Here is an 11,564-nt window from a genome sequence, read left to right on the forward strand (position 1 = left end):
GGAGCAGGGTGCCGCGACCAACGAGATCTCCCGCAACGTCCAGCAGGCCGCAGCCGGGACGCAGGATGTGACTGGCAGCATCGTTCAGGTGACGCAGGCGGCAGGCGAGGCCGGCGACGCTGCCGGTCAGGTGCTGAGCGCCGCCGGTGACCTGTCCCAGCAGGCGGAACTGATGCGCCGGGATGTCGAAAAGTTCCTGAGCGACATCAAGGCCGCCTGACGGCAGGTGTCAAAGGACATCGCCGCCGAAACGGACGCCGGCGATGTCCTTACTCCGCGTCACCGTCGGGCACGATGTCGACTCGGCGCCAGCCATCCTCACCCAGGCATTCCAGCGGGTGGAACTTCGCCTTGTAGGCCATCTTGCGGCTGTGGGCGATCCAATAGCCCAGGTAGACATAGGGCATGCCAGCCAGCCGCGCCCGTTCGATCAGGCCCAGGATCAGGAAGGTGCCCAGGCTGCGGCGATCCTGGGCCGCGTCGTAGAAGCTGTAGACCGCAGAATAGCCGTCCGACAGCCGATCGGTCAGCATGCAGCCAACCAGCTGTCCACGCTCGTCGCGCGCCTCCAGCAGGTTGGTGTCCGCCCTGCCCTCATCGACCATGGCGGCGAAATCGCCCATCGCCATGCGGGCCATGTCCGAGTCGCCATGCCGGGAATTCTGGTACAGAGAGAACAGCCGGTACTGCTCCGACGTGGCGTAGGCCGGCCTTTCGCTCAGCGTCACCCCGTCATTCAGCTTCAGCACCCGGCGCTGCGACCGCGTCGGCACGAAATCCGCGACCGGCACGCGCACCGGCACGCAGGCTTGGCAGTTGGGGCAGACCGGGCGATAGATGATGTCGTGGCTGCGGCGAAAGCCGGCCCGCGACAGGGTGGAGTTCACCTCGGTCGCATAGGGACCGATCAGGCGGGTGAACAGCTTGCGCTCCACACGTCCGGGCAGATAGGGGCAGGGCATCGGCCCCGACCGGAAGAATTGCTGCAATGGACGCTGCGGCGGCTGGATGACCGACATTCTGAGCGACAACCACCACGACGGTGACGAGGAGGCGGAGGAGCGCGAAGCTCCCCCGCCGGACCCGAGCTTACTGCGACTGGCTCTGAACTGCCAGAGGAGGCTGGACGCCGAAGAAGGCTTGCGCGATCTCCGTGGTGACGACGCTCAGCTGCAGCTGTATCCAGTCGAGGTACTCGTGCAGCCCGTCGCGCAGCACCGCATCGATCGGACGGGACAGCAGGGCGGCCAGCAACTCGTCCACCCGCTCCATCGCCGCCGACCCGCCACGCAGATCGTAGCGCGAGCGCATCCGCGTCAGCACGCCGTCGATCTGCCGCACGCACATCACCACCGAGCGCGGGAACCCCTCGTTGAACAGCATGAAGCCGGCGACGGTGGCCGGCGACATGCCGCGGGGATAGACCCGGCGGAAGGCGTGATAGCCGGCGGTGCAGCGCAGGACCGTCGTCCACTGGCTGACGTCCAGGGTGGAACCGACCTCCACCGGCGACGGCAGCAGCGTGTGATACTTGATGTCGAGCAGGCGCGTTGTCTGGTCCGCCCGCTCGATATACTTGCCCATCTGATAGAAGTACCAGCCCTGGTCGCGGTAGAAAGTGCCCTCGGTGATGCCGGTGTGGGTCTGGCACTCTTCCTTGATCCAGGTGCAGACCTTGGACAGGTTCTGCGTCGCCACGTCCTTGACCGACATCTCCAGCAGCTTGTTGTGGAACACGTTGATCTGCGTCCACATCTCCGTCGAGATCCAGGGGCGCAGCGTCCGCGCGTTTTCCCGGGCCATCCTCAGCATCGACAGCAGCGAATTCCGGTTCTGCGGATCGAACATGTAATAGTGGATCACCGCCTCCGCCGTCGGGCGGTCATGGCGGCTGAAGAAGTCCTTCTCGTCGGCGTTCAGCTGGACGATGGAGAACCAGTTGGTGGCCCCGCGGGTGTCGCGCGCGAAGGTCTCGTGCACGTCGAGGATGCGAGCGAGATTCTCGGCCCGCTCCATGTAACGGGCCATCCAGAAAATGCACTCGGCGTAACGGGACAGCAGGTTCATGCCGCACCACCTTCCAGAACCCAGGTGTCCTTCGAGCCGCCGCCCTGGGACGAATTGACGATCAGCGTGCCCTTCTTCAACGCCACGCGCGACAGGCCGCCGGGCAGGACCCAGCTGCTCTTGCCGGTGATGGCGAAGGGGCGGAGATCGACGTGGCGCGGTTCGATGGCGTCGTCGCAGACGGTCGGGCACACCGACAGGTCGACGACCGGCTGGCTGATGTAGTTGGACGGATCGGCCAACAGCTTGGCCCGGCAATCCTCCAGTTCCGCCCTGCTGGCGCGCGGGCCGATGGTGATGCCGTAGCCACCGGCCTCGCCCACCGGCTTCACCACCAGATCGGCCAGATTGTCGAGCGTGTATTGCAGGGCGTCCGGCTCGCGGCAGATGCGGGTGTCGACGTTGGGGATGATCGGATCCTGGTCCAGGTAATATTTGATCATCCGCGGGACGTAGCAGTAGACCGCCTTGTCGTCGGCGACGCCGGTGCCGATGGCGTTCGCCAGCGCGACGTTGCCCTTGCGGTAGGCCTCCAGGATGCCGGGCACGCCCAGCAGGCTGTCGGGGTTGAAGGCCTTGGGATCGAGGAAGGCATCGTCCAGCCGGCGGTAGATCGAATGGACCGGGGCCAGGCCGTTGGTCGTCTTCATGAAGACGCGGTCGTTGTCGACCACGAGGTCGCGGCCCTCGACCAGCGGCACACCCATCTCGCGCGCCAGGAAGATATGCTCGAAATAGGCGGAGTTGTAGGTGCCCGGCGACAGCAGGACCACCTGCGGATCGTCGACCGGCGCGATCTCCACCATGGCGTCCAGCAGCTTGTGGCCGTAATTGTCCACCGGCCGGATGCCGATGTCCTGCATCAGGTCGGGGAAGACCCGCTGCATCATGTGGCGGTTCTCCACGACATAGGAGACGCCGGACGGAACGCGGCCATTGTCCTCCAGCACGCGGAAGGTGCCATGGCGGTCGCGCACCAGATCGGTGCCCATGATGTGGATGTAGGTGTTGAAGGGAACGTCCAGCCCGATCATCTGCGGGCGGAAATTATGGTTCCCTTCGACCAGATCCCGGGGGATCACCCCGTCCTTCAGGATCTTCTGGTCGTGATAGATATCGTGCAGGAACAGGTTCAGCGCGGTGACCCGCTGCTTGACGCCCGCCTCCAGATGCTTCCATTCCGGTGCGGAGATCACCCGCGGGATGACGTCGAACGGCAGGATGCGGTCGACGGCGTCCTTGTCGGAATAGACGATGAATGTGATGCCGAGATTGTAAAGCTCCCGCTCCGCATCCTGCGCGCGGCGGCGCAGTTCATCGAAATCGAGTGCGGCCAGCCTTTGGCGGATGAGCGCCGTATGTTCGGCCGGCAAATCCATGGCTCCGAACAACTCGTCGAAGTACAGGCCAGGATTGTATGATGACAACAGGTCGGACGGTTTGCCCTCGGGTACGCTCACAGACTCCCCCGCGCTTGTATCTGACCGATCATCGCGGGCCGGGCGGCATCGCCCCGGCCATGTCGCATTGTGCAGGAAGTATGACGCATCGCCGCGCGCTTTGAACAGGGCAAACGCGCGTACCGTTGTGCGACGCAGTGACAAAGCAAGAATTCGGACGCGAACGCTTCCGGAAATTAGCGCCAAAGTACCGGCGGTGCGGAAGTCTTATCGTGCTTTGGTGGGGGCACCGCCGCCGCCGGACTGGCCGCCGGCCGAAGGCGCCGCCTGGGTCTCGCGCAGCAGGACCATGGTGATGCGCCGGTTGCGCGGGCTGTTGGGCTGATCGGCGACAAGCGGGTCGCGGTCGGCCTTGCCGACGACGTCCTGGATTCGCGTCGGATCGATGCCGCCGGCCAGCAAGGCGCGGCGGGTGGCGTTTGCCCGCTCGGTCGACAGATCCCAGTTGTCGCGGCCGGAGCCGGCGGGGAACGGCGAACTGTCGGTATGGCCGCTGATCGACAGCTTGTTTGGCAGCTTGGACAGCGCCTTCGCCACCTGCTGCACCAGCTGGCGGGTCTGCGGGTACATCTGGCCGGAACCGCCGGGGAACATCGACACGCGGTCCTGATCGACGATCTGGATGCGCAGCCCCTCCGGGGTCTGGTCTATCATCAGGTTCTGCGCCAGTGGTTCCAGTTCCGGCACCGACTGGATGGCCTGCCGGATCTCCGTGGCGGCCTGCTGGAACTGGCGGGCCTCCTTGGCGGCGCCCTGGAGGCTGTCCATCGCCTCCTTCACCCGCTCTCCGAAGTCGGACAGCTTTTCGCCGGGCTTCTGGCCGGGGATGCCCAACTGCTTGGCCATCTCCTCCATCCGCTTCTGGAATTCGGCGCGGGTTTCGTTCGGCTTCTGGTCGGCGACGTCGGCGTCGGGTGCCGCACCGCTGGCCGACTTGCCAGGACCGGTGCCCTGGCCGGGGCCGGAGGTCGATTCGGTCGGGTCGTCGGCATCCTCAGTCTGCTGCGCCGAATAGCCCGGCGGCCCGGACACCGGCACGTCCGCCGACATCGGCGAGCTGGGAGAGACCTGCGCTCCCGGCACGGTTATGGTCTTGCCGCCCAGCATGCCGCCGGAGCCGGACTGCTCGCGGCTGACCGAGACCGGCGAGAAATAGTCGGCGATGCCCTTGCGCTGGTCCGAGGTGGTGACGTTCAGCAGCCACAGCAGCAGGAAGAAGGCCATCATCGCGGTGACGAAGTCGGCATAGGCCACCTTCCACGCGCCACCATGGTGGCCGCCGTGCCCGCCCTTCTTCTTCTTGATGATGATCGGCCGCTCGTCGCCGCCGGAATTCCCGCTCATGCCCTGGCCGTGGCGAATGGTTCACAGCCCGAAGGCCGATTTCCCGTATGCGATTTCTGGGCGCGGCGCCGCGGTGAAAGCAGCGGCCGGCCACTGCGGCAGAACCCTGACCGGGTTTCATTAAGATCCGTTTAACGACGTTGTCGGGGCCGGAGATGCCGTGGAGATGCAACGGAGGTGAGGTGGAGATGCGGCTTGCACCGGGTGACGTGCTGGATTAATTCCCGGTATTTCCTACCTTGTGTGTCACCTTCACCGCCACCGGAGGCGTGTGCCCCACGCCGGCCCTCCCGCCCACGCTGCTCCACCACCCTGCCCCATCCAGGCCCACACGACAGGACGTCATGATCACCGACCAGCCGATCGATCCCCTTGCGTTCCGTTCCGCCCTCGGCTGCTTCGCGACCGGGATCGCCGTCATCACGACCATCGCGCCCGACGGGCTGCCGCTGGGGGTCACGGTGAATTCCTTCTCGTCCGTGTCGCTCGACCCGCCGCTGGTGCAGTTCTGCCTGGGCCGCGCCGCGATGTCCTTCGAGGCTTTCAAGCTCGCTCCGCATTTCGCGGTGAACATCCTGGCCGCCGATCAGGAAGAGCTGTCCAACCGCTTCTCCCGCCGCGACCTGCAGGAGCGCTGGACCGGCCTGGAGACGACCACCGGCCGCGGCGGCGTGCGCCTGCTGACCGGTTGCCTCGCCACGCTGGAATGCGACCGCGAGCATCTGCTGGACGGCGGCGACCATGTCATCGTGCTGGGCCGCGTCCGCAAGCTGACCTCGCGCGACAGCGGCGACCCGCTGCTGTATTTCCGCGGCCGCTACGCCCGCCTGGGCTGAGCGCGTTTCTCAGCCGGCCGCGACCTACCCCGCCGCGCGGTGCAGGTCGCGGCCGGTGAGGTGGATGTTCGCGTCGGGGTCGAGCGCGCGGGACATGATCCGCTGCTCCGTCGCCCGCTCGAACAGCGGGCGGTTCATGCAGACCTGCTGAACCGCCTCGTCCGGCTTGGGCGTGTGGCCGACGATGCCCTGCAAGGTGCGGCGGGTGACGAAGACCCGGCCCTCATACTCCCCGACCTGCACCGCAAATTCCACGGCGTCGGCCTCCTCGTTCCAGATGGGGTCGTCGGGAAACAGGAAGATGGGCATCGGGTCCTCAATCGGCGTGAATCACTTCAGGACATAGGTGATATCATAGCCGCTGCGTTTGAAGCGGGTCTTCAGCAGCGTGCCGTCCGCCGCATACCAAAGATCGCGTTCCACATCGCCCTCGATGCGGTGATGGGCGGCCTCCAGCGCCTTGCCGCCGGCTTCCACCGTCTCCGCCCCGACCTTGCGCGCCGCCACCTTGTAGGGCGCCGCATCGATCACCGACAGCAACTCCCTGTGCTTCAGCACATCCGGCGTCCACAGGGTCAGCGGCAGGACGCCGGCCGGCACCTGCTGGACCTTGCCGTCCACCGTCAGGCGATAGCCGCCGGCATCGCGCGCCATCTCGATCTTGTGCGGCGTGCCGTCATCGTCGGTGGTGGCGGTCATCGATTCGAGCACCGCGCCCTTCCACATCTCCTCCCGCTTGTGGTCGTAGCGGAAGTTGATGAACAGCACCTTCACCCGCGTGGTGGCGGTGACGGTGACCCTGGTGCGGTCGCCCCCCTGGGGCTCGATCTTCACCTGCTCGCTGCCGATGGGATCCGCGCCCATCAGGATCTGGTAATTCAGCGTGCGTGCCGCACCCTGCGCGCAGGCGGAGCCCGGCAGGCCGGTCAGCAAGGTGGCCGCCATCAGGGCAGCCGACAGGGTGGCGCATCTGGTGCGCATCGTCGTCATGTGGGTTTCCTCCCGGTTGGTCTTTCTGGCGGCTCTTCCGGCCTGCTCAGTCGTCCAGCAACTGCGCCAGCTTCATCGCGACGCCCATCGAGCCCTCGACCTTCAGCTTGCCCATAGTGAAGGCCAGCATCGGGTTCAGCTTGCCGTTGATCAGCTTCTGCAGGTTCTCCGGCGAGATGCGGATGGTGCAGTCGGAGTCGGCATCTTCGCGGCTGATGCTGATCGGGCTGGCACGGCCATCGACCCGGATCACTTCGCCCTCCTTGCCCAGCAGGAAACGGACCGAGGCGTTGAGCGAGCGCAGATCGCCGCTGCGGCTGCGCAGTTCCTGCAGAATGTCGTCGACCATGAAAGCGTGCCCTCAGGATTGTTCGTAGGACTGGCCTTGACAGTAGGCGCGCATTACGTTTACGTCAACGTCATAACGAAAGCGTTTCAGACGCCCGCCGCCCCGTTTGCCGCCTTTTGGTGCAGGCTGCCAGGTGATCCGGAACGCGCCACCGCCAAGGGGAGCGAACCATGCCCGAGCCGCTTGCGCAGAGCGCCAACCAGCCCACCGCCGCCGTAACCGTTGCCGCGGATGATGCCGCCCATCCCTGGCTGACGCACTATCCGAACGGGATCGCCTGGGACCAGCAGTTCACGCCGATGCCGCTGTACATGCTGTTCGAGGAGGCGGCCGGGCGCTATGCCGACCGTCCCTGCCTGGACTTCATGGGCCGCCGCTACAGCTATGCCGAGGTTCTGGATCTGGTGAACCGCGCCGCCCGCGGCTTCCAGGATCTGGGGGTCGGGCCGGGGGTGCGGGTGGGCCTGTGCCTGCCGAACTGCCCAACCTACGTCATCTCCTATTTCGCGGTGCTGAAGGCCGGCGGGACCGTTGTCAACTACAACCCGCTCTATGTCGAGCGGGAGTTGGAGCACCAGATCACCGACTCGCAGACCGAGATCATGGTGACGCTGGACCTGAAGCAGATCTACCCGCGCGTCGCCGCGATGCTGGCGCGCACACCGATGAAGCGCATCGTCGTCTGCCGCATGGCGACCATCCTGCCGGCGGTGAAGAAGGCGCTGTTCAGCGTGCTGAAGCGCGGCGAACTTGCCGCCGTGCCGCGCGACGACCGCCATGTCGACTTCAACAGCCTGCTGGCCAATGACGGCAAACTGCGTCCGGTACGCATCGACGGGCTGCGCGACGTCGCCGTGCTGCAATACACCGGCGGCACCACCGGCGTGCCGAAGGGCGCGATGCTGACCCACCACAACCTGCTGTCCAACGCCCGGCAGGTGCAGGCCTGGTTCCCCACCGTGGCGCTGGGCCAGGAGCGCATGCTCGCCGTGCTGCCCTTCTTCCATGTCTTCGCCATGACGGTGGTGATGAACATGGGGCTGGCCTGCGGTGCGGAACTGATCATGCTGCCGCGGTTCGAGACCGAGCAGGTCCTGAAGACCATCGCCAAGCGCAAGCCGACTCTCGTCCCCGGCGTGCCCACCATGTACAAGGCGCTGCTGGGCCACCCGCAGGTCGCCCGCTATCCGATGACCTCGATCCGCTACTGCATCTCCGGCGGCGCGCCGCTGCCGATGGAACTGAAGCGCCAGTTCGAGACGGCGACCGGCTGCGTGCTGATCGAAGGCTACGGCCTGTCGGAAGCCTCGCCGGTCTGCGCCGCCAACCCGCTGAGCGGCGTCAACAAGGAAGGGTCCATCGGCCTGCCGCTGCCCGGCATCTCCATCGAGATCCGCGATCTGGAAGACCCGACCCGCAGGCTCGGCATCGGCGAGAAGGGCCAGGTGGCGATTGCCGGCCCCAACGTGATGGCCGGCTATTGGGGCCGGGCGGAGGAGAGCGACCGCACCGTGATCGACGGCTTCCTGCTGACCGGCGATGTCGGGACGATGGATGAGGACGGCTACGTCTTCCTGCTCGACCGCTTGAAGGACCTGATCATCTGCAGCGGCTACAACGTCTATCCGCGCGTGATCGAGGAAGCGATCTACCAGCATCCCGACGTCGTTGCCGCCTGCGTCATCGGCCTTCCCGATGATTATCGCGGCCAGACGCCGAAGGCCTTCGTGCAGTTGAAGCCGGGCGTCAGCATGACGGTTGAGGCGCTGCGCGACTTCCTGCGCGACAAGATCTCCCGCATCGAGATGCCGACGGCCATCGAGTTCCGCGACGAGCTGCCCAAGACCGCCGTCGGCAAGCTGTCGAAGAAGGAGCTGATCGCCGAGGCTCAACAGGCCCTGTCGAACGGAGCATGACCCCAACTTCCAGCTGCGTTGCCACCATGACATGGACGTAAAGGGAAGCCTTATCACGCGACGGCAGCTGTGCTACCAAACGGAAGGCGCACTGTGCCGAACACGAACAAAAAGGCCTTCCCAGGGATGGAACAGCTCTACACGGTCAACCAGCTTGCGGAGGAGCTGGGCATCACTCCGCGGGCCCTGCGCTTTTACGAGGTCAAGGGACTGCTGGCGCCCAACCGCGTCGGCAACAACCGGGTCTATACGAAGCGCGACCGCGCCAGGCTGAAGCTGATCCTGCGGGGCAAGCGCCTGGGCTTCTCGCTGGCGGAAATCCGCGAATATCTCGACCTCTACAACGTCAATGGCGGGGTCGAGCAACAGAAGAACCTGTTGAAGCGCGTGCAGAAACGGCTGAAGGACCTCGCCCAGCAGCGCGAGGACTTGGAAACCACCGTGCAGGAACTGCGCGACATCGAAGAGCAGGTCAACAACACCCTGGCGGAGCAGAAGTCCGCCGTGAAGGACAGCTGACCGGCCGGGCGCCCCCGGGCGCTCCGGTCGGCCCTATGAGGGGGATCGGAGCATGATGGGACAGCAATGGCTGCGGGCGGCCTGCGATGCCCTCGGGGTGAAGGGCGCGACGAATGGCGGGACGGGAGACGGGGGATGAACCTGATCTTCCGCCTGCTGACGGTTGTCGTCACCGCCATTGTCGCCGCATGGCGCGGCCGCCGCGCCGGGCTGCTGGATCCGTCGGCGCTGCGCTTCCGGGTCTGGCCGACCGACCTCGACATCAACCTGCACATGACCAACGCGCGCTATTTCAGCGTGATGGATCTGGGCCGCACCGACCTGATGATCCGGGTCGGGCTGGGGCCGGCGATCCTGCGCAACCGCTGGCAGCCGGTGCTGGGCGGAGCGACCATCCGCTACCGCCGCTCGCTGCGTCCGTTCCAGCGCTTCACCCTGGTCAGCCGGGTTCTGTGCTGGGACGACAAATACATCTTCATCGAACACCGCATGGAAACGCGGGGCGGGCTGGCGGCGCTGGCCGTCGTCCAGGGTGCTTTCGTCGGCGCGACCGGCGTGGTCGCCCCGGCCGAGGTGCTGGCCGCACTCGGCACCACGGCGGCCTCCCCGCCGTTCCCCGATGCGGTCGCGGCTTTGCGCGGACAGGTCCTGTCCGCTGTTGCATGAGCCTTAACAAGAACACCATCCGAGAGGAGACACGTCATCATGAAGGTGCTGGTGCCCGTGAAGCGGGTCGTCGACTACAACGTCAAGATCCGGGTGAAGACCGACCAGTCCGGCGTCGAGACGTCGAACGTGAAGTTTTCGATGAACCCCTTCGACGAGATTGCCGTCGAAGAGGCGGTTCGTCTCAAGGAAGCCGGAATGGCGACCGAGATCGTGGTGGTGTCCGTCGGCCCGGCCCAGGCCCAGGAGACGCTGCGCACGGCGCTGGCGATGGGCGCCGACCGCGCCATCCTGGTGCAGACCGACGTGACGACCGAACCGCTGGCCGTCGCCAAGGTGCTGAAGGCGCTGGTCGAGAAGGAGGCCCCCGGCCTCGTCATCCTCGGCAAGCAGGCCATCGACGACGACTGCAACCAGACCGGCCAGATGCTGGCGGCGCTGCTCGGCTGGGGCCAGGGCACCTTCGCCTCGAAGATCGCCGCCGGTGACGGCACGGTCGCCGTGACCCGCGAGATCGACGGCGGGCTGGAGACGGTGAATCTCAAGCTGCCGGCGGTGGTCACCGCCGATTTGCGCCTGAACGAGCCGCGCTATGCCTCGCTGCCGAACATCATGAAGGCGAAGAAGAAGCCGCTGGAGACCGTCACGCCGGACAGCCTGGGCGTCGACGTCACGCCGCGCCTGAAGACGGTGAAGGTGACGGAGCCGCCGAAGCGCCAGGCCGGCATCAAGGTGCCGGACGTCGCCACGTTGGTCGACAAGCTCAAGACCGAAGCCCGCGTGATCTGAGGGGAATGAACTGACCATGGCCAACATTCTCGTCATCGCCGACCACGACGGCGCCTCGCTGAAGCCCGCCACCCTGAACGCCGTCACCGCTGCATCCAAGATCGCCAGCGGAATTGGGGGCGATGTCCACATCCTGGTCGCCGGCAAGGGCGCGCAGGCCGCCGCCGATGCCGCCGCCAAGGTGGCCGGCGTCGCCAAGGTGCTGCTGGCCGACGATGCCGCCTACGAGCACCAGTTGCCGGAGGACGTCGCCCCGCTGGTGGTGTCGGTTACCAAGACTGGCTACGGCCATGTGCTGGCCGGCGCCACCTCGGTCGGCAAGAACCTCCTGCCGCGCGTCGCCGCACTGCTGGACGTCGCCGCCATCTCCGACATCACCGCCGTGGTCTCCGCCGATACGTTCGAGCGGCCGATCTACGCCGGCAACGCGATCGCCACCGTGCAGTCGGCCGATGCGGTCAAGGTGATCACCGTCCGCACCACCGCCTTCGAGACCGCAGCATCCGAAGGCGGTTCGGCCGCCGTCGAGCAGATCGCGGGTGCCGGTGCGGCCGGGCTGTCGAGCTTCGTCTCGGCCGAGCTGACCAAGTCGGAGCGTCCGGAACTCACATCCGCCCGCGTGGTGGTG

12 protein-coding genes and 2 pseudogenes are annotated in these 11,564 nt (G+C 66.2%); 7 read left to right on the top strand and 7 right to left on the bottom strand.

Features of this window, described 5'->3' with window-relative positions; genetic code table 11:
• A pseudogene (locus tag TSH64_RS12265) lies at positions 1 to 220 on the top strand (methyl-accepting chemotaxis protein); the annotation flags it as partial.
• Between the two features lie 49 nt (positions 221 to 269).
• On the opposite strand, the gene TSH64_RS12270 reads toward TSH64_RS12265, so the two are convergent.
• From TSH64_RS12270 to TSH64_RS12285, 4 genes are all read right to left on the bottom strand, one after another.
• Entirely contained in the window at positions 270 to 1,019 is a 750-nt protein-coding gene (locus tag TSH64_RS12270) for an arginyltransferase (protein ID WP_109445339.1), read from the bottom strand.
• A 70-nt stretch (positions 1,020 to 1,089) separates the two neighbouring features.
• Positions 1,090 to 2,067: an alpha-E domain-containing protein gene (locus TSH64_RS12275; RefSeq protein WP_109445340.1), complete on the bottom strand. Its 978-nt coding sequence runs from the start codon at positions 2,065 to 2,067 to the stop codon at positions 1,090 to 1,092.
• Entirely contained in the window at positions 2,064 to 3,446 is a 1,383-nt protein-coding gene (locus TSH64_RS12280; RefSeq protein WP_247872903.1) for a circularly permuted type 2 ATP-grasp protein, read from the bottom strand. Before TSH64_RS12280 ends, TSH64_RS12275 begins: the two co-directional genes overlap by 4 nt.
• 288 nt (positions 3,447 to 3,734) lie before the next feature.
• Complete coding sequence (locus TSH64_RS12285) at positions 3,735 to 4,871, bottom strand: flagellar motor protein MotB (RefSeq protein ID WP_109445342.1); 1,137 nt, start codon at positions 4,869 to 4,871, stop codon at positions 3,735 to 3,737.
• Positions 4,872 to 5,215: 344 nt separating this feature from the next.
• Here TSH64_RS12285 and TSH64_RS12290 point away from each other — a divergent pair, with 344 nt between their 5' ends.
• Positions 5,216 to 5,707 carry a flavin reductase family protein gene (locus TSH64_RS12290; RefSeq protein ID WP_109445343.1) on the top strand — a complete coding sequence of 164 codons (492 nt, stop codon included), beginning with the start codon at positions 5,216 to 5,218 and terminating at the stop codon, positions 5,705 to 5,707.
• Between the two features lie 24 nt (positions 5,708 to 5,731).
• Here the strand turns inward: TSH64_RS12290 and TSH64_RS12295 are convergent, their stop codons facing one another.
• The 3 genes from TSH64_RS12295 to TSH64_RS12305 are packed head-to-tail and all read right to left on the bottom strand — an operon-like array spanning position 5,732 to position 7,046.
• Positions 5,732 to 6,016: a DUF1488 domain-containing protein gene (locus TSH64_RS12295; protein ID WP_109445344.1), complete on the bottom strand. Its 285-nt coding sequence runs from the start codon at positions 6,014 to 6,016 to the stop codon at positions 5,732 to 5,734.
• A 21-nt stretch (positions 6,017 to 6,037) separates the two neighbouring features.
• On the bottom strand, positions 6,038 to 6,697 hold the full coding sequence (locus TSH64_RS12300; protein WP_109445345.1) for a DUF6134 family protein: 660 nt from the start codon (positions 6,695 to 6,697) through the stop codon (positions 6,038 to 6,040).
• 46 nt (positions 6,698 to 6,743) lie between these two features.
• On the bottom strand, positions 6,744 to 7,046 hold the full coding sequence (locus TSH64_RS12305; RefSeq protein ID WP_109445346.1) for an SCP2 sterol-binding domain-containing protein: 303 nt from the start codon (positions 7,044 to 7,046) through the stop codon (positions 6,744 to 6,746).
• Between the two features lie 170 nt (positions 7,047 to 7,216).
• Between TSH64_RS12305 and TSH64_RS12310 the strand changes: the two genes are divergently transcribed.
• From TSH64_RS12310 to TSH64_RS12330, 5 genes and pseudogenes are all read left to right on the top strand, one after another.
• Positions 7,217 to 8,962, top strand: a complete 1,746-nt coding sequence (locus TSH64_RS12310) for a long-chain fatty acid--CoA ligase (RefSeq protein ID WP_109445347.1) — start codon at positions 7,217 to 7,219, stop codon at positions 8,960 to 8,962.
• Between the two features lie 126 nt (positions 8,963 to 9,088).
• Entirely contained in the window at positions 9,089 to 9,481 is a 393-nt protein-coding gene (locus tag TSH64_RS12315) for a MerR family DNA-binding transcriptional regulator (protein WP_109445348.1), read from the top strand.
• A gap of 135 nt (positions 9,482 to 9,616) precedes the next feature.
• Positions 9,617 to 10,147 (top strand): thioesterase family protein, encoded by a 531-nt coding sequence (locus TSH64_RS12320; protein ID WP_109445349.1) that lies wholly within the window; start codon positions 9,617 to 9,619, stop codon positions 10,145 to 10,147.
• A gap of 39 nt (positions 10,148 to 10,186) precedes the next feature.
• Entirely contained in the window at positions 10,187 to 10,936 is a 750-nt protein-coding gene (locus TSH64_RS12325; RefSeq protein ID WP_109445350.1) for an electron transfer flavoprotein subunit beta/FixA family protein, read from the top strand.
• A 16-nt stretch (positions 10,937 to 10,952) separates the two neighbouring features.
• Positions 10,953 to 11,564: pseudogene (locus TSH64_RS12330) on the top strand (electron transfer flavoprotein subunit alpha/FixB family protein); the annotation flags it as partial.

Source organism: Azospirillum sp. TSH64 (assembly GCF_003116035.1).
Classification (GTDB): domain Bacteria; phylum Pseudomonadota; class Alphaproteobacteria; order Azospirillales; family Azospirillaceae; genus Azospirillum.